General features: G+C 72.3%; 17 protein-coding genes and 2 tRNA genes. 14 read left to right on the top strand and 5 right to left on the bottom strand.

Annotation, left to right across the window (positions count from 1 at the left end; translation table 11 throughout):
• Window positions 1-89: 89 nt before the first annotated feature.
• Window positions 90-1202 (bottom strand): M48 family metallopeptidase, encoded by a 1113-nt coding sequence (locus ACGFMM_RS03140; RefSeq protein ID WP_393642562.1) that lies wholly within the window; start codon window positions 1200-1202, stop codon window positions 90-92.
• A 243-nt stretch (window positions 1203-1445) separates the two neighbouring features.
• Here ACGFMM_RS03140 and ACGFMM_RS03135 point away from each other — a divergent pair, with 243 nt between their 5' ends.
• From ACGFMM_RS03135 to ACGFMM_RS03110, 6 genes are all read left to right on the top strand, one after another.
• Window positions 1446-1607: a hypothetical protein gene (locus ACGFMM_RS03135; protein ID WP_393642561.1), complete on the top strand. Its 162-nt coding sequence runs from the start codon at window positions 1446-1448 to the stop codon at window positions 1605-1607.
• Between the two features lie 53 nt (window positions 1608-1660).
• Window positions 1661-2278, top strand: a complete 618-nt coding sequence (gene nadD, locus ACGFMM_RS03130; protein ID WP_393642559.1) for a nicotinate-nucleotide adenylyltransferase — start codon at window positions 1661-1663, stop codon at window positions 2276-2278.
• Window positions 2279-2291: 13 nt separating this feature from the next.
• Complete coding sequence (locus ACGFMM_RS03125) at window positions 2292-3992, top strand: LCP family protein (protein WP_393642557.1); 1701 nt, start codon at window positions 2292-2294, stop codon at window positions 3990-3992.
• A 140-nt stretch (window positions 3993-4132) separates the two neighbouring features.
• Window positions 4133-4570: a ribosome silencing factor gene (gene rsfS / locus ACGFMM_RS03120; RefSeq protein ID WP_393642555.1), complete on the top strand. Its 438-nt coding sequence runs from the start codon at window positions 4133-4135 to the stop codon at window positions 4568-4570.
• Complete coding sequence (locus ACGFMM_RS03115) at window positions 4567-5220, top strand: histidine phosphatase family protein (RefSeq protein ID WP_393642804.1); 654 nt, start codon at window positions 4567-4569, stop codon at window positions 5218-5220. The genes rsfS and ACGFMM_RS03115 overlap by 4 nt, the downstream gene beginning before the upstream one ends.
• A gap of 73 nt (window positions 5221-5293) precedes the next feature.
• Window positions 5294-5366: transfer RNA gene (locus ACGFMM_RS03110), tRNA-Ala, on the top strand.
• 59 nt (window positions 5367-5425) lie between these two features.
• On the opposite strand, the gene ACGFMM_RS03105 is transcribed toward ACGFMM_RS03110, so the two are convergent.
• Window positions 5426-6277 carry a helix-turn-helix transcriptional regulator gene (locus ACGFMM_RS03105; protein ID WP_393642554.1) on the bottom strand — a complete coding sequence of 284 codons (852 nt, stop codon included), beginning with the start codon at window positions 6275-6277 and terminating at the stop codon, window positions 5426-5428.
• Between the two features lie 94 nt (window positions 6278-6371).
• On the opposite strand from ACGFMM_RS03105, the gene ACGFMM_RS03100 reads away from it, so the two are divergent.
• The 3 genes from ACGFMM_RS03100 (at window position 6372) to ACGFMM_RS03090 (ending at window position 8310) form a co-directional block, all read left to right on the top strand.
• Entirely contained in the window at window positions 6372-7805 is a 1434-nt protein-coding gene (locus tag ACGFMM_RS03100; RefSeq protein WP_393642552.1) for an MFS transporter, read from the top strand.
• Window positions 7806-7877: 72 nt separating this feature from the next.
• The gene (locus tag ACGFMM_RS03095; protein WP_393642550.1) at window positions 7878-8072 is read left to right on the top strand and encodes a hypothetical protein; all 195 of its coding nucleotides are present in this window, start codon (window positions 7878-7880) and stop codon (window positions 8070-8072) included.
• Window positions 8073-8076: 4 nt separating this feature from the next.
• The gene (locus ACGFMM_RS03090; protein WP_030494108.1) at window positions 8077-8310 is read left to right on the top strand and encodes a hypothetical protein; all 234 of its coding nucleotides are present in this window, start codon (window positions 8077-8079) and stop codon (window positions 8308-8310) included.
• On the opposite strand, the gene ACGFMM_RS03085 is transcribed toward ACGFMM_RS03090, so the two are convergent.
• Window positions 8289-9506 (bottom strand): glycosyltransferase 87 family protein, encoded by a 1218-nt coding sequence (locus ACGFMM_RS03085; protein ID WP_393642548.1) that lies wholly within the window; start codon window positions 9504-9506, stop codon window positions 8289-8291. The genes ACGFMM_RS03090 and ACGFMM_RS03085 overlap by 22 nt on opposite strands.
• 124 nt (window positions 9507-9630) lie before the next feature.
• On the opposite strand from ACGFMM_RS03085, the gene ACGFMM_RS03080 reads away from it, so the two are divergent.
• Window positions 9631-9703 (top strand) — tRNA-Ala (locus ACGFMM_RS03080).
• A 43-nt stretch (window positions 9704-9746) separates the two neighbouring features.
• On the opposite strand, the gene ACGFMM_RS03075 is transcribed toward ACGFMM_RS03080, so the two are convergent.
• Both ACGFMM_RS03075 and ACGFMM_RS03070 read right to left on the bottom strand, forming a co-directional pair.
• Window positions 9747-11333: an NADH-ubiquinone oxidoreductase-F iron-sulfur binding region domain-containing protein gene (locus tag ACGFMM_RS03075; RefSeq protein WP_393642546.1), complete on the bottom strand. Its 1587-nt coding sequence runs from the start codon at window positions 11331-11333 to the stop codon at window positions 9747-9749.
• Entirely contained in the window at window positions 11330-12541 is a 1212-nt protein-coding gene (locus tag ACGFMM_RS03070; RefSeq protein WP_393642544.1) for a hypothetical protein, read from the bottom strand. Before ACGFMM_RS03070 ends, ACGFMM_RS03075 begins: the two co-directional genes overlap by 4 nt.
• A 498-nt stretch (window positions 12542-13039) precedes the next feature.
• Between ACGFMM_RS03070 and leuS the strand changes: the two genes are divergently transcribed.
• From leuS to ACGFMM_RS03050, 4 genes are all read left to right on the top strand, one after another.
• Entirely contained in the window at window positions 13040-15904 is a 2865-nt protein-coding gene (gene leuS / locus ACGFMM_RS03065) for a leucine--tRNA ligase (protein WP_393642542.1), read from the top strand.
• Between the two features lie 153 nt (window positions 15905-16057).
• Complete coding sequence (locus ACGFMM_RS03060; RefSeq protein ID WP_393642541.1) at window positions 16058-16885, top strand: hypothetical protein; 828 nt, start codon at window positions 16058-16060, stop codon at window positions 16883-16885.
• A 134-nt stretch (window positions 16886-17019) separates the two neighbouring features.
• Window positions 17020-17865, top strand: a complete 846-nt coding sequence (locus tag ACGFMM_RS03055) for a DegV family protein (protein WP_393642539.1) — start codon at window positions 17020-17022, stop codon at window positions 17863-17865.
• A gap of 109 nt (window positions 17866-17974) precedes the next feature.
• Window positions 17975-19093 (top strand): helix-hairpin-helix domain-containing protein, encoded by a 1119-nt coding sequence (locus ACGFMM_RS03050; protein ID WP_393642537.1) that lies wholly within the window; start codon window positions 17975-17977, stop codon window positions 19091-19093.
• Window positions 19094-19158: the final 65 nt, after the last annotated feature.

Genomic DNA, 19158 nt, shown 5'->3' with positions numbered 1-19158 from the left:
GCGGGCCCGGCCCTGGCCGGGCCCGAGCCTTCGCCTGGCCCGAGCCTTCGCCTGGCCCGAGCCTTCGCCTGGCCCGAGCCTTCGCCGCCTCAGCTCTCGCCGCGCGAGCCCTCGGCCCTGCCCTCGCCCTCGGCCCCGCTCTTCTCGTCGCCGGAGCCGTTCTTGCCGCCGAAGCGGCCGAACAGCTTGCCGCCCAGATCGCCCGCGAGGTCGCCCGCGCCACCCGCTATGTCGCCGACCAGCTTCATCAGCGGATCCTTGCTGGACTTCACCGATTCGGCGTAGTGGTTCGCCGATTCACGGAAGGAGTCGGTCACCGAGGTGTCCTTGTCCTCCGAGCGCTTCGGGTAGTGCCCGTCCATGATCCGCTGGAAGTCGCGGGTCTCCGCCCACTTCTTCAGCTCCGAGGCCCGGACCGTGGTGAAGGGGTGCGTCCGCGGCAGCACGTTCAGGATCTTCAGGACGGAGTCCCGCAGGTCGCCGCCGGCCTCGTACTCCTCGGCCTGCGCCAGGAAGGCGTCCACGTTCATCTCGTGCAGGTGGTTGCCGCCGGCGATCTTCATCAGCCCGCGCATCGAGGCCTGGAGGTCCTGGCCCACGAGCAGCCCGGCGCGGTCGGCCGAGAGCTCCGACTTGCGGAACCACTCCCGCAGCGCGGTGACGATCGCCATGATCGCCATGTTGCCCAGCGGGATCCAGGCGATCTTCACCGCCAGGGTGGTCAGGAAGAGCAGGATCGTGCGGTACACGGCGTGGCCGGAGAGGGCGTGACCCACCTCGTGGCCGACGACGGCCCGCATCTCCTCCTCGTCGAGCAGCTCCACCAGGCCGGTGGTGACCACGATGATCGGCTCGTCGAGACCGATGCACATCGCGTTGGGCTTCGGGTCCTGCGTGACGTACATCGGCGGGACCTTCTCCAGGTCCAGGATGTAACAGGCGTCCCGCAGCATGTCGTTGAGGTGGGTGAACTGGGCGTCGCTCACCCGCACGGAGTCGGAGAGGAAGAGCAGCCGCAGGCTGCGCTCCGGCAGCAGCCCGCTGAGGGTCTTGAAGACCGTGTCGAAGCCGCTGAGCTTGCGGAGCGCGACCAGGGCCGAGCGGTCCGCAGGGTGTTCGTACGCGCGCGAGGAGATGTCCGGGAAGCGCTTGCGCTGCCTGCTCGGAACGTTCTCCCGGGCGCTGTCGGTGCCGTCGGTCATGGATCCCCCTGATTCCTTACGAGTTCTCGCTCGTCCCCCTGACAGACCCCAGCGTAGGTCCTTGGCCCGGAAGCCCGCCCGAGCCTGTGGACAACCTCGGTGCTGTGGAAAACCGGGTGCGGGGTGCCGCCGTGGTGACGACGACTACGACAACGACTGAGTCGGCGTGAGCGTGCCCGGACCGCCCGCATACGATGTGCGCGAAGTCTCGCTCCCATCCCCGATCGATTGGTCCTGCCGAAGATGAGCCTGCACAGCACCGCACTCAACCTGGTCAGCCTTGCCGAGGGCGCCGAGCACGGCGGCAACCACGAAAGCCTGAACCCGTACGTCACCGGCGGCGGCGCGCTGCTCGCGCTGCTCCTGCTGCTGTGGGTCACCACCCGCTTCAACCGCGACCGCTGATCCGGTCGACCGCCCGGAGGGAGCGCGCCGACGTGCCAGTAGGCTCTGCACGCATGGGAGAGCAGGAAGTGCCTACTGGCCGCGGCAAGCGCCGCCTCGGTGTCATGGGCGGGACGTTCGACCCGATCCACCATGGACACCTGGTGGCCGCCAGCGAGGTGGCCGCCCTGTTCCACCTCGACGAGGTGGTGTTCGTGCCGACCGGGCAGCCCTGGCAGAAGAGCCACAAGGCGGTGTCGGCCCCCGAGGACCGCTATCTGATGACGGTCATCGCGACGGCGTCGAACCCGCAGTTCTCGGTCAGCCGTATCGACATCGACCGCGGCGGGGCGACGTACACCATCGACACGCTGCGGGATCTGCACGCGCTCAACACCGACGCGGACCTGTTCTTCATCACCGGCGCGGACGCGCTCTCCCAGATCCTCACCTGGCGGGACGCGGAGGAGCTGTTCGGGCTGGCCCACTTCATCGGCGTCACGCGGCCGGGCCACGACCTGACCGACGACGGTCTGCCGAAGGGCGGGGTCTCGCTCGTCGAGGTGCCGGCCCTCGCGATCTCCTCCACCGATTGCCGGGCGAGGGTCGCGCAGGGGGATCCGGTCTGGTACCTGGTACCGGACGGTGTGGTGCGCTACATCGACAAGCGCCAGTTGTACCGCGGCGAGTGAGCGAGGGGCACCGGTGAACGATCAGCAGAGTCCGTACGACCCGTACTACCCGCAGCAGCCGCAGGTCATCGGCTACGACGCGTACGGGCAGCCGGTCTATCAGCAGCCCCAGCAGCCCCAGCAGAGCCAGGGGTACGACTACGACCCCTACGCCCAGCAGCCTCAGCAGTCCCACCAGGCGCAGGGCTACGGCTACGACCCGTACGCCCAGCAGCCGTACGACCCGTACGCCGGCCAGGCCCCGAGCCCGCAGCAGGCCCCGCAGCCGCCGGCCCAGCAGCCGTACGACCCCTACGGGCAGCCGTACCCGCCTCAGCAGTCCCCGCAGCCGCAGCAGCCCGCCCAGCCCCAGCGGCCCGCGCGCCCGCCGCAGGCGCCGGTCGCCGCGCCCGCCGGGGTCCCCGGCCAGCGCCGTCCCGCCCCCGGGGCGCCGGGCGGCGAGGACCGCGACTACCGCACCGAGCAGTTCTCGTTCATCGACGAACCGGACGAGGACTCCGAGGACGTCATCGACTGGCTCAAGTTCACCGAGAGCCGTTCGGAACGCCGCGAGGAGGCCCGCCGCCGCGGCCGCAACCGCCTCGTCACCCTCGTCGTCGTGCTCGCCCTCGTCGCCGTGGGCGGAGTCGGCTACCTGTGGTCGGCCGGCAAGCTCCCCGGCCTCGGCGACGACACCGAACAGCAGCAGAACACCGCCACCGGCCCGCAGAAGCGGGACGTGATCGTCGTCCACCTGCACAACACCAAGAAGGGCGGCACCTCCACCGCCCTGCTCGTCGACAACGTCACCACCAAGCAGGGCACCACCGTGCTGCTGCCCAACGAGCTCTCCGTCGCCGACGACGAGGGCGCGGCTACCACCCTCGGCAAGTCCGTCGAGGACGACGGCTCGACCGGCACCCGTGACGCCCTCGGCAACCTGCTCGGCACCAAGATCACCGGCACCTGGCGCCTCGACACCCCGTACCTGGAGAGCCTGGTCGAGCTGGTCGGCAACATCGATCTGACCACCGACGCCGACGTCCCCGGCGAGAAGAAGGGCGAGCAGCCGCTGGTCAAGCGCGGCGAGAACCAGACCCTGAACGGTCGCGCCGCCGTCGCCTACGCCACGTTCCGCGGCCCCGGCGAGGCCGAGGCCAAACAGCTCCAGCGCTTCGGCCAGGTCATGCAGGGCGTGCTGCGCAAGATCTCGGCCGACCCGAAGAGCGCCACGGTCACCGTCCAGACGCTCGCCCAGATCCTCGACCCCTCCCTCCCGGAGAAGGACCTCGGCGCCTCGCTCGCCAAGCTCGCCGAGCGCGCCAAGGGCGGCGACTACAAGACGGCGCTGCTGCCGGTCGGCCAGGACGGCACCCTGAAGGAGTCCGCGAGCGGCGGCGTCGTCAAGGACGTCCTGGGCGGCAAGGTCAGCCCGCCGGAGCAGGGCGCCGCGGTCCGCGTCGCGATCCGCAACGGCAGCGGCGACGCCGACGCCACCGAGACGGCCCGGATCGTGCTGATCAACGGCGGCTACGCCTTCGTCGGCGGCGCGAAGGCCGACCGCGAGGCGAAGTCCCAGGTCGTCTACCGGGACGACGTGCAGAAGATCGCCGCCGGCGAGGTCGCCAAGACCCTCGGCCTGCCGGCCGGCGCGGTCAAGAAGGGCGCCCCCTCGGGGAACGCCGACGTCATGGTCGTCCTGGGCAAGGACTACAAGGCCGAGAACGGGTCCTGAGCCCGTTCGGAGGCCCGCACGGTGCGGCGGCGCCGGTCCGCGCAGGACCGGCCTGCCGCACCGTCGTGTATTCGCTTGCCGGGCGGTCCGCCGTCCGTGAGACCCTGGATGTGTTCCCGACCACCGACGAAAGCCTGCTTGTGACCGCCACGGACCGCTCCATCGAACTCGTCAGCGCCGCCGCCCAGGCGGCGGCCGACCGGCTCGCGCACGACATCATCGCGTACGACGTCAGCGACGTGCTGTCGATCACCGACGCCTTCCTGCTCGCCTCCGCGCCCAACGACCGCCAGGTCAAGTCGATCGTCGACGAGATCGAGGAGCGCCTGCTCAAGGACCTGGGCGCGAAGCCGGTGCGCCGCGAGGGCGACCGCGACGCCCGCTGGATCCTGCTGGACTACGTCGACATCGTCGTCCACGTCCAGCACAGCGAGGAGCGGGTCTTCTACGCCCTGGAGCGGCTGTGGAAGGACTGCCCCGAGCTGCCGCTGCCGGACGACGCCCTGAAGACCCGCGGCAAGATGGCCGAGCACGCCGCGCTGACCGGTGCCGACGAGACGGACGGTGAGCTGAGCTGAGCACCGCCAAGAGCGGCGCCGGCCGCCGGATCGTCCTCTGGCGTCACGGCCAGACCTCCTGGAACCTGGAGCGCCGTTTCCAGGGCAGCACGGACATCGAGCTGACCGAGACCGGTCTGGCCCAGGCGCGCCGTGCCGCCCGGCTGCTCGCCGCCCTCAAGCCGGACGCCATCGTCGCCTCCGACCTGAAGCGGGCGGCCGCCACGGCCGCCGAGCTGGCCGCCCTCACCGGTCACACGGTCGCCCACGACTCCGGGCTGCGCGAGACGTACGCGGGGGAGTGGCAGGGCCTGACCCACGAGGAGATCACCACCCGGTTCGGCGAGCAGTACGCGGCCTGGAAGCGCGGCGAGCCCGTGCGCCGCGGCGGCGGCGAGCTGGAGACCGAGGTCGCCGACCGCGCCGCCCCGGTGGTGCTGGAGCACGCCGAGAAGCTGCCCGAGGACGGCACGCTCGTCGTGGTCAGCCACGGCGGCACGATCCGGACGACCATCGGCCGTTTCCTCGGCCTGGAGCCGCGGCACTGGGAGAGCCTGGGCGGGCTCTCCAACTGCTGCTGGTCCGTCCTCGGCGAGGGCGCCCGCGGCTGGCGGCTGCTCGAGCACAACGCCGGCACGCTGCCCGAGCCGGTGCTCGGCGACGACGACTGACCTGGATTTCACTTTCCGGCAGGTCACACGCTAAAGTTCTTCTTGTTCGCAGCGCGGAGCGCGAGGAACACGAGGGGCTATAGCTCAGTTGGTAGAGCGCCTGCATGGCATGCAGGAGGTCAGGAGTTCAATTCTCCTTAGCTCCACAATCACCGGATCCCGTCCCCAACAGGGGGCGGGATCCGGCGTTTCCGCCGGACCCGGATCAGCTGCCGCAGAGCGCGTCCATGCCGCGGCGGCTCTCCTCGTCGTTCGGGGTGTAGGTCACGATCCGGCACTCCGGCATCCCGTTGATGCTCAGCGAGACCGAGGTCATGCGCAGCTTGCCCACCGACGCGTGACGGAAGGTCTTCACCCGCGCCCCCGGCGGCACCACGTCCCCGCTCGCCCACAGCGCGGCGAACTCCGGGCTCGCCTCCGACAGCCGCCGCACGAACGACTCCCAGGCCGGCTCGCCCACGTGCCGCCCGTACGTGCCGCGCAGCTGGGCCACCATCAGCGGTAGCTCCTGCTCCCGGTGCGCCACCGGGCAGGACGACTCGGGCACCGTGAAGAGCGTCCAAAGGACGTTGCGTATGCCGCTGAGCTCGTGGTCCGGGCCCATGAAGAGCCTCCGGTACGCCTCGTTGGTCGCCAGGATGTCGTACCGCCCGTTGTAGACCACCGCCGGATGCGGGTGCAGCGCGTCGAGGACGCCCTGGATCTCCGGGCTCACGGACTGGGCGCCGTCTCCCGGATCGGGCGCGTACGCCACCTCGGCCAGGTGGTAGAGATGCTCCCGCTCGGGCGCGTCCAGCCGCAGGGTGCGTGCCACGGCGTCGAGCACCTGCGGCGAGGCGTTGATCGGTCTGCCCTGCTCCAGCCACGTGTACCAGGTCACGCCCACCCCGGAGAGCTGCGCGACCTCCTCGCGCCGCAGCCCCGGCGTGCGCCGGCGCAGGCCCGGCGGGATGCCGGCGTCCTGCGGTGTCACCCGGGCCCGGCGGCCGCGCAGAAAGCTCGCGAGCTCCGGCCGCCGTCGCTGTGTTGGTACTGCCATCGTGGTCACGCCCCCCATGGTCGAGTCGCCGTGCCGCCGTTGCCAGGTGCTGTCACTACCAGTATCGGCGGGCTCTCGTTACCCGTATCCGTTCGCCGTCACGCTCACCGGTATGACGACGACCACCACACGTCCCACAACCAGTAAAGCCGGAGGGACCGACAGAGGCCCCGGACTCCTGCTCGGCGTCGTGCTCGCCGCCCAGTTCATGGCGCTGCTCGACGTTTTCATCGTCAACGTCGCCGCCCCCACGATCCGCGCCGAACTCGCCTCGTCCGGGGCGGGACTCCAGCTGATCGTCGCCGGCTACACCATCGCCTACGCGGTGCTGCTGATCACCGGCGCCCGGCTCGGCGAGCTGCTCGGGCACCGCCGGCTGTACCTGGGCGGCCTCGCGCTGTTCACCGTCGCCTCGCTGGCCTGCGGACTGGCCGCGCAGACCGGCCAGTTGATCGCCTTCCGGGTGCTCCAGGGGGCCGGCGCGGCCCTGATGATCCCTCAGGTGCTGAGCCTGATCCAGCGCACCTTCACCGGACCGGGCCGGGTACGGGCGCTCAGCGCGTACTCCGCGGTGCTCGCCACCGGCGCCGCCGCCGGCCAGGTGCTCGGCGGGATCCTCGTCAGCGCCGACCTGTTCGGCACCGGCTGGCGGCCGGTCTTCCTGGTGAACGTCCCCCTCGGTCTGGTGCTGCTGGTGCTCGGGCTCCGGGTGCTGCCCCGGGACGAGCCCGCCGCCCCCGGCCGCCGCCGCGCGCTCGACCTGCCCGGCCTGATCCTGCTCGCAGCCTCCGTCTCGCTGTTGACCGTGCCGCTGGTCCTCGGCCAGGAGCAGGACTGGCCGCTGTGGTCCTGGCTGTCCCTGGCGGGCTCCGCGGTCGTCTTCGCGGTGTTCTTCGCGTACGAGTCCCGGCTCGCGCGCCGGGGCGGTGCGCCGCTGGTCGCGCCCCGGGTGCTGCGCCGTCCCGGGATGGGCCGGGCGGTGCTGCGGATCGCGGTGGCGATGGCCGTCAACGCGGGGTTCCTGTTCACGCTGACGCTGCATCTCCAGGGCGGGCTCGGGCACAGCGCGCTGCGTGCCGGGCTGACCTTCGGCCCGGCCGCCGTGATCTTCGGTGTGGTCGGACTCACCTGGCGGCGCTGGCCCGGCCGGCTGCAGCCGCTGCTGATCCCGTCCGGCTTCGCGCTGGCCGCGGTCGGCGTGCTGACCATGGGCTGGGTGCTGAAGGACGGCTCGGACGGGGGCACGGGGCTGTATGCGGCCTTCGCCGCGGTGGGCGCGGGCCTGTCGCTTGCCTTCAGCCCCGCGCTGACCGGCGCGCTCGCCACCGTACGGCCCGAGGACGCGGCCGACGCGAGCGGGCTGCTGGCCACCGTGACGCAGCTCGGTCAGCTCGTCGGGGTCGCCGCCTTCGGGACGCTGTTCCTGAACCGGCTGGAGGCTCCGGGGGCGCACGCTTCAGCCGATGCGCTCTGGGTGTGCGCCCTTGCGCTCTCCCTCGCGTCGATCTTGGGCGGATCGGCCGGTCTGGTGCGCCGACCCCGCTGACCCCCTTGCGTGGCCATGGCAGAATCGGACCGCCGGAGGGGGAAGTCGGTCCGGGGGGGGAGGGAATGTGCGATGGCCGCGAGCAGTGCCGAGCAGACTGATGATCTGTTCGCCGCCGCGGACGATCGTGCGGACCGTACCGGCCGCGCGGACCGCCGAGCTCCCCTCCACTGTCCGTCGTGCGGCTCGTCCCACGTCGCCCAAGTCCTCGGCGACAACGGCGGAGTGTCCTACGTGTGCACGGCCTGCGGCCACAGCTGGAGCTGAGTGAATGGGTGCCCACAGGCGGAAGTGCGACTGGTGCGGCAGTGGCACGCCCATTGTCCGGGACATGGATCCCGTCAACCCCGACTACCAGTACTGGTGCGAGGAATGCGCGCGGGCGCTGATCATAAAGGGCGACCCCATCGAGACCTACCGGGAACTCGAGGGGGAGCCGATCTACGGACGGCTCCTGGACGAGCACTGCACGCTCAAGCGGTTCTACTCGTTCGCCACGGCCTGAGCGCGCCGCCGCATCAGCAGATAGCCCGCGAGCAGCCCCGCGGTCACCAGGGGGTACACCCCCGACAGCAGCATCTGGCCGGGGTTCTGGTCCAGTTCGGGCCGGCCCGGGTCGTGCGGCACCCACCAGAGGGCGAACGAGACGAACGCCAGCGCCACCGCGACCACCGGCCAGACGGTGCGTGCCCGGTCGGCCAGCAGCACCAGAAGCGGTACACACCACACCCAATGGTGCGACCAGGAGATCGGGCTGATCATCAGCGCCGTGAGCGCGCAGACCACCACGGCCAGGGCCTTGTCGCCGCGCAGCGCCGCCCGAACCGCGAGCGTCATCGCGACCGCGCCGAGGACGGCGGCGCTCGCCGCCCACCACATGCCCGGGTCGTCGGTGTGCATCAGCCGGGCCAGCACCCCGCGCAGCGACTGGTTCGCGGTCTCCTCCGCGAAGCCCACCCGCCCGGTCTCGAACAGCGTCTCGGTCCAGAAGCGCTTCGAGTCGTACGGCAGGATCAGCGCGCTGACCAGCGTCGTTCCCAGGAACACGCCCGTGGCCGTCAGTGCCTGGCGCAGCCAGTGGTTCCAGCCCGCCTCCCGGAGCCGGAGCAGCCCGACGACGAAGAGCAGCACCGCGAACAGTCCGGGTGTGAGTTTGACCGCGGCGGCGAGACCGATGCCCAGGCCGGCCCACCGGTTGTCCTCCCGCCGGGTCAGGTCCCAGAGCACCGCGACCGCGATCAGCAGGTTGATCTGCCCGTACCGCAGGGTCGTCCACACCGGCTCGCACCACACCAGCACGGCCGCCGCCCAGAACGTCGCCTTCCACAGCGCGGTCCGCGACCGGTCCGGTGCCACCAGGCGCAGCGACAGATGGACCAGCGCCACCACGAGCAGCAGGTTCCCGGCCGTGGCCAGGGTCCGCATCAGCGGGACGTCGACCAGGGTGAGCGGGGTGAACAGCAGACCCGCGAACGGCGGGTACGTCATCGCCAGGTTCGCCGACGTGGCGCGCATCGCGTACAGGTCGCCGCCGGCGCGCACGGTCTCGCCCTCGGCCCGGTAGACCATCAGGTCGAGCATCGTCACATGGGCGGCGCGCTGGGCCACCCAGAAGGCGATCAAGGAGAGCAGGCAGGCCGTCGCGGCGGTGGCCAGGGGCCACTGGCGGACGCGGGTTGCGGCGATCACGGACACGGTCACAACGGGCGACCCTACCCGGCGCCGTCGAACCGTCGGAGAAACCGATTTGGTGATCCCAGGGGGAGCCGGTTAATGTTCTGTCTGTCGCCGCGAGGGAAACCAGGGCGGAGACGGAAAACAGCAAGGGGCTATAGCTCAGTTGGTAGAGCGCTTGCATGGCATGCAAGAGGTCAGGAGTTCAATTCTCCTTAGCTCCACAGAAGAAGAAGCGGGCCACCCGGATCGGGTGGCCCGCTTCTGTCAACCCCGGCCGCTTCCCAGTGCCTTGCGGTTCACCGCCGGAAGAGCCGGCAGCGCCGCAGGCCGCTCCTGAGGAGCCTGCTCCACCCGTAGCGCCAGCGCCGGACAGCGGCGTACGGCGCGTTGCGCACGGCCGCGCAGATGCATCGGCACCGAGGCGTCGGCGAGCGCCGGGAAACCGTCCGGGCCCAGCCGGATCAGCTCCGGCACGATGTCCGCGCACAGCCCGTGGCCCTGGCACAGCGTCCAGTCCACCGCCAGCCGCTCACCGCTCGGGATCGACTCCTCGGCGTCCTGGTAGCCCGGCGAGGGCAGCGGCAGCACCCCGGTCGTCGGCCGGCCGCAGCCGCCGTCCAGGACGTGCGCGGCCAGATCGTCGGTGAACGCCGACAGGGTGGAGGCGAAGAACCGGGCCGAGCCGTCGGGGTGCTTGCACGCGCCCCGGCCCTTCACGGCCTGGGTGACCTCGCGCAGCGCCTCCAGGGCGGCCGGGCCGCCGCCGTTCAGCACGTCCGACAGACCGCCGGCGGCGGCCGGCAGCCCGAGCCGGCACGGGCCGCACTGTCCGGCCGTCTCCGCGGCCAGCCAGTTCGCCACCCGCAGCGCCTCGCCCAGCGGGCAGGTCTCCGGACCGATCGGCAGGATCGCGCCCGCGCCCAGGGAGCCGCCGACCGCCGCCATGGACTCTCGCGACACCACGGCGTTGTGCACGGCCATGGAGTCGATCCAGTTGCCGTGGTAGCCGCCGGTGAGCACGCCCTGCGGCAGCGGCGGGGCGCCGGCGAGCTGGAGCACGTAGCGCAGCGGGACGCCGCTCGGGACCTCGACCACCATCGGGCGGGCCACCGCCCCGGAGAGCGTCAGCAGGACGGTCCCCGGCTCGGTGTCGAGGCCGGTGTGGCCGTAGCGGCGGGCGCCGATCCGCGCGGCCACGGCGAGCTGCGCGAAGGTCTCCGCGTTGGACAGCAGCGTCGGAGCGCCGCCGACGCCGGACTCCGCGGCCCGCTCCCGGCGTCCCGGCGGCAGGGCCGGGCCGCCGCTCGCGGCGCGGATCACCGCCGACGCCTCACCGGACACCATCCGCTCCGGGGTGCGCACGACCCGGGCGCGCAGCGACTGGCCGCGCCGGTCGGACAGGCCGCGCTCGGCGAGGGCGGCGCGGATCGAGATCTCCGTGGAGTTGCGGGTCACCGCCACGATCAGGGTGCGCGCGCCGAGCGCCTCCGCGGCGAGCAGGGCGCCGTCCAGGATGAGGTGCGGGGAGCGGTTGAGCATGACGGTGTCCTTGCGGCAGGCGGGCTCGCCCTCGCTGCCGTTGATCACCACGACGGGCCGCACACCGCGTCTGATGGCCGACTTCGCCACCGAGCGGAGCTTGCGGCCGAAGGGGAACCCCGCGCCGCCGCGGCCGCGCAGGGATATGTCGTCCGCGAGCTGGGCGAGCCGCTCGCCGTTCATCGGTTCCAGGGGGCCGTGCACCTTCAGGTGCATGGCCAGGTCGAGCCGCTCCACCAGGTCGAAGCCCTGGGTGAGCTGGGGCAGGCCGACGACGCGGACCTCGGGGACGTCGGGGAGCGGGGCGTTCACGGGCGGTCTCCTGCGGGTGCGGTCCAGGGCTCGCCGGGCGCGGGGCCGCCGAGCGGGCCGGTCACGGTCTCTGCGGGGTTCGCGTAGGCCGGTGGCGGGGGAGAGGGGGCGGGCCAGTAGCCGGGCCTGGGGGCGGCGTCCGTGACGACCGGCAGCTCCTCGGTCATCGGCACCCGCTCGGCGAGCGGGATCTCGGACACCGCGCGGTACGCGGCCGAGAAACCCCCTATGGGGGACGGGGACGGGGACGGGGTCGCGGACGCCGCGGGGGCGGCGGGCGACGGTGCGGCGGGCGAAGGGGCGGTCAGGCGGGGGCGGGTCCGGACGGTCGTGGTGTCGAGCGGGGGCGGGGCGAGCGGGCCCCGGTCGAGCCCGGGGGCGTACGTGGTCGCGTACGCGTCCATGTCCCGGCTCCTGCCCCAGCCCGGGTCCTGGTCACGGTCCCCGTCTCCGTACCGCTCCGTGAAGCCCCTCAGGGGGCGTCGGGCGGCCGGCGGGTCGTACGGCTCCGGTTCCGCCTCCCGGGACGGCTCCGGGCGTTCCTCGGGGCGTTCCGCGCCGCGGCCGGTCAGTGCCAGGACGCGGCCCGCGATCTGCTGCCGCACGGGGTCGGGCAGCAGGCGCAGGGTCACGGCGGCGGCGACGCCGGCGAGCGACAGGCAGTACATGACGACGACCCAGGTCGCCGCCGCGCGTCCCGCGTACAGGCCGTGGATCAGGGCGCAGCACCAGGCCGGGTACGCCAGCATGTGCAGCGGCCGCCAGCGGGCCGCGATCCGGCCGCGTCCCGCCAGGGTGCTGCGCAGCGCCCCGGTCGAGGCCGCGACGACCATCAGCAGTCCGGCGAGCGAGCCGAAGCCGATCAGGCCTGCGGTGCCGGTGACGCCCAGCCCGAAGGGGACGAACGCGCCGAGCGCCTCCACATGGCCGAGGGAGACCTTCACCGTGCCGTGCAGGAGAAGGAAGCCGAGGGAGGCGACGGCGGTGCCGCGGTGGATGCCCTGGGCGAGCAGCCGCTGTCGCGTGGTGAGCAGCAGCCGGTCGGTGGCTATCAGGCCCCAGGCGACGGACGCGGTGAGCGACACGAGGGAGAGCACGCCGGTGGTGAAGTCGAGCGTGGCGCGGAAGCCGTCGCTGCCGCCAATGGCGAGCAACGGAATGATCACCAGCGCCGCGACCGAAAGGCCGCCCTGAACCTGCCGGCTCATACCGGCCTGAGGTCCGGGCGATGATCGGATCTTGCGATGAGGGCTCATGGGGGCGACTCCGAATGGTGCGGACAAGCGGTCCCGTTGCCGCATGCTAAGTCGCCGCATACCAGCGGGTAGGTGGTTTGCAGGTTTACATCTGTCGCGCGCGCAAACTGACTCTGAGGTTGCCCTGGATAGGGGCGATACGCGGAGTAACCCGGGCGGCCCGGACCTCCGGTCGGCAACTCCCGTCGCTCTGCGTCAGCCCCGACGCCCCGCGTCGCCCGTACGCGCTCATGGGGCGAAACGCCCGTGCAGCCCGCTGGGGCCCTGCGGTACCCTGACGCCATGCGTGCCGACCGCCTCCTGCTTAGCGAGCCGCGCTGATCAGTCCCGACGGATGAGAGATCTGTCGGAATCGGCGCGGCGACCCCTCCTGTGCGAGGGGCTTTTTCATTTCACGGCAGTGCAGTTCGCGGGCAGTGGGCAGAGACGATCGATGGAGCTTCAGGGATCATGAGCGAGATGAATTCGGCTGCCGAGACGGCGGCCCCGCATCGTTATACGGCGGAGATGGCCGCCGACATCGAGGCACGCTGGCAGGACTTCTGGGACGCCGAGGGCACCTACGAGGCGCCGAACCCGACGGGCGACCTGGCCGGGGACGAGGCCGTCGTCGCCCGCCCCAAGAAATTCATCATGGACATGTTCCCGTACCCCTCCGGTGCGGGCCTGCACGTCGGTCACCCGCTGGGCTACATCGCCACCGACGTCTTCGCGCGGCACCAGCGCATGAGCGGGCACAACGTGCTGCACACCCTGGGCTTCGACGCCTTCGGCCTGCCGGCGGAGCAGTACGCCGTGCAGACGGGCACGCACCCCCGCGTGTCCACCGAGGCCAACATGGAGAACATGAAGGCGCAGCTGCGCCGCCTGGGCCTGGGCCACGACCGGCGCCGGTCGTTCGCCACGATCGACCCGGACTACTACAAGTGGACCCAGTGGATCTTCCTGCAGATCTTCAACGCCTGGTACGACGGCGAGGCGCAGAAGGCCCGCCCGATCGCCGAGCTGGTCGCGCAGTTCGAGAGCGGCGCCCGTGAGGTCCCCGGGGGCCGCGCCTGGGCCGCGCTGAGCGAGACCGAGCGCGCCGACGTCCTGGGCGAGTACCGCCTGGCGTACACCTCCGACGCGCCGGTCAACTGGTGCCCCGGCCTGGGCACCGTGCTGGCCAACGAGGAGGTCACCGCCGAGGGCCGCTCCGAGCGCGGCAACTACCCCGTCTTCAAGGCGAAGCTGCGCCAGTGGAACATGCGCATCACCGCCTATGCGGACCGCCTGCTGGATGATCTGGACGCGCTGGACTGGCCCGAGGCCATCAAGCTGCAGCAGCGCAACTGGATCGGCCGCTCCGAGGGCGCCCGCGTCGACTTCGCCGTCGGCGACGACGCCATCACCGTCTTCACCACCCGCCAGGACACCCTGTTCGGCGCCACCTACATGGTGCTGGCCCCGGAGCACGACCTGGTCGAGAAGATCGTCCCGGCCGCCTGGCCCGAGGGCACCCACGACGTGTGGACCGGCGGGCACGCCACCCCGGCCGAGGCCGTCGCCGCCTACCGCAAGCAGGCCGCCTCCAAGTCCGACGTCGAGCGGCAGGCCGAGGTCAAGGAGAAGACCGGCGTCTTCACCGGCGCGTACGCGACCAACCCGGTCAGCGGCGAGCAGGTCCCCGTCTTCATCGCCGACTACGTCCTGATGGGCTACGGCACCGGCGCGATCATGGCCGTCCCGGCCCACGACTCCCGCGACTTCGCCTTCGCCCGCGCCTTCGAGCTGCCGATGCGCTGCGTCGTCGAGCCGAGCGACGACCGCGGCACCGACCCCGCGGCCTGGGACGACGCCTTCGCCTCGTACGAGGCCAGGCTGGTCAACTCGGCCAACGACGAGATCTCCCTGGACGGCCAGGGCGTCGTCGACGCCAAGGCGAAGATCACCGCCTGGCTGGCCGACCGCGGCATCGGCGAGGGCACCGTCAACTTCCGTCTGCGCGACTGGCTGTTCAGCCGCCAGCGGTACTGGGGCGAGCCCTTCCCGATCGTCTACGACGAGGACGGCGTCGCCCACGCGCTGCCCGAGTCGATGCTGCCGCTGGAGCTGCCGGAGGTCGACGACTACTCGCCGCGCACCTTCGACCCGGAGGACGCCGACAGCCGGCCCGAGCCGCCGCTGTCCCGCAACGCCGACTGGGTCAACGTCACCCTGGACCTGGGCGACGGCCCCAAGAAGTACCGCCGCGAGACCAACACCATGCCCAACTGGGCCGGTTCCTGCTGGTACGAGCTGCGCTACCTGGACCCGCACAACTCCGAGCGCCTGGTCGACCCGGCGATCGAGCAGTACTGGATGGGCCCGCGCGAGGGCATGCCCACCGGCGGTGTCGACCTGTACGTCGGCGGCGCCGAGCACGCCGTGCTGCACCTGCTGTACGCGCGCTTCTGGTCCAAGATGCTGTTCGACCTGGGGTACGTGTCCTCGGCCGAGCCGTTCCACAAGCTGTTCAACCAGGGCATGATCCAGGCCTTCGTCTACCGCGACGCGCGCGGCATCGCGGTGTCCGCGGCCGAGGTCGAGGAGCGCGACGGCGGCTACTACCACCAGGGCGAGAAGGTCAGCCGCGTCCTGGGCAAGATGGGCAAGTCCCTGAAGAACGCCGTCACGCCGGACGAGATGTGCGCCGAGTACGGCGCGGACACCCTGCGCCTGTACGAGATGGCGATGGGCCCGCTGGACGTCTCCCGCCCCTGGGACACCCGCGCCGTGGTCGGCCAGTTCCGGCTGCTGCAGCGCCTGTGGCGGAACATTGTCGACGAGTCGACCGGCGAGGTCACCGTCGTCGACGTCGCGCCGGACGAGGACACGCTGCGCGCCCTGCACAAGGCGATCGACGGCGTCTCCCAGGACATGGCCGGGATGCGCTTCAACACGGCCATCGCCAAGATCACCGAGCTGAACAACCACCTGACCAAGGTGGGCGGCCCGGTGTCCCGGCCGGTCGCCGAGAGCCTGGTGCTGCTGGCCGCGCCGCTGGCCCCGCACATCGCCGAGGAGCTGTGGCGCAGGCTGGGCCACACCGACTCCGTCGTCCACCAGGACTTCCCGGTGGCCGACCCGGCGTACGTCGTGGACGAGACCGTGACCTGCGTCGTGCAGATCAAGGGCAAGGTCAAGGCCCGCCTGGAGGTCTCGCCGTCGATCACCGACGCCGAGCTGGAGACGCTGGCACTGGCCGAGCCCGCGGTCGTCGCGGCGCTGGGCGGCGCGCCGATCCGCAAGGTGATCGTGCGCGCGCCGAAGCTGGTCAACATCGTCGCCGGCTGACGTACGGGGCAGCGCCCCCGGGGCGTAGGGGTTGCCCTCGGGGGACCAGGGGCAACCCTTACGGGCAGGTTCGGGGTTCCGATGGAACCACGGGCCTGCCCTCTCCGTTTACCGTGGAAGAACACAGATGACGCTGCCCGAGGAGCGACGCCCATGGAATTCGTGCTCACGATCATGGCGCTGCTCTTCTTCGCCTTCGTGGCGCTGGGGGTGTACGCGGCGGTGAAGGCTGCCCGGGCGGCCGCCCGCGGCATCGACCGCACCATCGGCCAGGCCAAGCGCACGGTCGAGGACACCACACTGCGCGCCCGCAGCTTCGGCCAGGGCGGCGTCGCCGGCGAACTGGCGCAGCTCAGACTCTCGCTGCGCAACTCGATGCGCGCCACGCAGACGGCTCTGGAGGCCGGAGTCGCGGAGGACGCCTCGCTGCATGAGTCGATCGACCTGTTCAAGCGGCTCAGCGGACACGCGCGCGAGCTGGACGACGACCTCAAGAGCCTGGAGAAGGAGCCGGACCGCAGCGGGGTGGCGGCGCAGCTGTCGGGCCTGCGGGAGCGGACCGAGCAGATCACGAAATCGGCCGAGTCGTTGCGTTGGGCGGCCCGGGACCGGGCGCGCAAGTTCGCGGACGACGACCTGGCGACGCTGAGCGCCCAGATCGACATGGAGGCCGGGGCGCTGCGGCACTGGTCGGAGGAGTCGGAGTTGGAGTCCGATCCGGAGCCGACGGCCACGAGACCTGCGGCGGCGGCCGGGACCGGCCAGGCGGCCGGGACGGGTCGACGGCCGGCTGCCTGGCCCGAGGCGGGCTCGGCCTCGCCGGAGGCGGAGCAGGTGTGGCCCGACGGCGACGAGGCCGATGCGGCCCGGACCGCGGAGGCGGCGGACGAGGCGGGGCGGCCGCGCGAGCTCCCCGCCCCCGACCCGCGGCTCACCACGTACCCGTGGGAGAAGTCCGCCCGCCCCGAGACCACCAACTGACAAGCGGCGCAAGGCTCTGCGCGCAGGTAAGCGGAGTGCACGGGACGCGCTGACGCGCCGGTCCGACGGCGTGCGCGGCGACGGATCGGGGGCCGGGCTGCCGCGAGGCGCCCCCGGGAGGTAACCTCCCGCTCATGTCCCGGCATGTCGCGATCGTCACCGATTCCACGGCCTACCTCCCACCCCAGGCGATGGAGCGGCACGGCATCACCGCGGTCCCGCTGACCGTCGTCATCGGCGACGAGGCGCTGGAGGAGGGGACCGAGGTATCGGCCCGCGTACTCACCCAGGCCCTGCAGAAGCGGAAGCCGGTGACCACCTCACGGCCGAGCCCCGAGGACTTCGCCGCGGCCTACCGCGCGGCCGCCGAGGCCGGCGCCACCGGGATCGTCTCGCTGCACCTGTCCGCCGAGGTCTCCGGCACGTACGACGCCGCCGTGCTCGCCGCGAAGGACGCCTCCGTGCCGGTGCGCGTCGTCGACACGGGGATGATGGGCATGGCGCTCGGTTTCTGCGCCCTGGCCGCGGCCGAGACCGCCGAGGCCGGCGGCACGCTCGACGAGGCGGTGGCCGCCGCGGAGAAGCGGGCCGTCGGGACGGCCGCGTACTTCTACGTCGACACCCTCGAGTATCTGCGCCGGGGCGGCAGGATCGGGGCCGCGCAGGCGCTGCTCGGCTCGGCGCTCGCGGTGAAGCCGCTGCTCGAACTGGACGGCGGACGCATCGAGTTGAAGGAGAAGGTGCGCACCGCGTCGAAGGCGATCGCCCGGCTCGAGGAGCTCGCGGTCGAGCGGGCGGGCACGAGCCCGGTCGACGTCGCCGTCCACCATCTCGCCGCACCCGAACGGGCCGCCGCCCTGGCCGAGCGCTTGCGCGAACGCGTGCCCGGAGTCGAGGAACTGCACGTCAGCGAGGTGGGCGCGGTCATCGGCGCACACACCGGACCGGGGCTGCTCGCGGTCGTGGTCTCGCCGCGCTAGAGGATCGCCGTCCCTCGCAGGGGTGACGGGTTTTTCCACAACTCGCCGGTTTTCCACGGAAATCGAGGCTGTTCAGCGGCTTCGGACGAATGTGCCTACCGTCGCCTGCATGGAACTTGGAACGCATTCCTCGACGACGGCTGCAACGACGACGACCGCGACCACGACGACGCCCACGCCGACTGCCTCGCGTGTGCGCAGGGCGGCGACGAGCGGGCCCGGGCGCGCGCCCGGGTCGGACGGCCGGGTCCGCCGCGGCGTCCGCGGCTCGCCGCCGGGGCGCGCGGGACGGCGGGCGCGGGTACGCGGGCGGCCGGCGGTGCTTGCAGCGGGGGCGGTGGTACGCGGCCGGGGTGACGCGCTGTTCCACGGGGGCGCTGCAGGCCGGAGCGAGCCGGAGACGGTGGCGCCTCCGGCCCCGGCTCCGACCCCTGCTCCGGAGCTGGAGCCTGGGCCGGAGGAAGAGCCGGTACGCGACGCGTCGCGCGGGCGGCGGCGTGCCGGGTGGCGGGAGCGGCTGGGCGAGGCGCTGCGGGAGCGGCTGCCGTTATGGGTGCAGGTGCGGTGCGGCATCGAGCCGCGGACGCTGGTGGCGCTCACGGTGGTTCTGGTCGTGGCCGCGGGGCTGGCCGGACGGCACTTCCTGACCGGGCGGCCGGAGGAGGTCCGGGTGCCCGAGGTCGTCCGGGCCGTGCCGCCGCCCGGGGTGGGCGGGCCGGGAGATACGGGCGGGCCGGGCGTGGCCGCGCCGAGCGGGGCCGGCGGGAGCGCGTCGCCGTCGCTGCGGCCGGCGGCCGTGGTGGTCGATGTGAGCGGCAAGGTGCGGAGGCCCGGGATCCTCAGCCTGCCGCCGGGTTCGCGGGTGGCCGACGCGTTGCGGGCGGCGGGCGGGGTGCGGCCGGGCACGGACGTGACGGGGCTGAACCGGGCGCGGGTGCTGATGGACGGCGAGCAGGTCGTCGTCGGGGTGCCGGGTGTGGGCGGCGGCCCGATGGGAGGGGTGGCGGCCGGTCCGCCGGGCGGCGCCGCGCCGGGAGCGCCGGTCAGCCTCAACTCGGCGACGGCGGAGCAGTTGGACACGCTGCCGGGGGTCGGACCGGTGCTCGCGCAGCACATCGTGGACTACCGCACGGAGCACGGCGGATTCCGCTCGGTGGCCGAACTGCGTGAGGTGAACGGCATCGGCGCACGGAGGTACGCCGAACTCGAACCGCTGGTACGGCCGTGAACCGGCAGGACGCGGGCGTGGACGCGCGCGTGGGCGTGGGCCGCTCCGGCTCTGACCGGCTCCGT

This window comes from Streptomyces sp. NPDC048604 (assembly GCF_043199435.1).
Taxonomy (GTDB): Bacteria; Actinomycetota; Actinomycetes; order Streptomycetales; family Streptomycetaceae; genus Streptomyces.
Note: the sequence above shows the minus strand (reverse complement) of the source record. Positions and strands in the feature narration are given on the sequence as shown.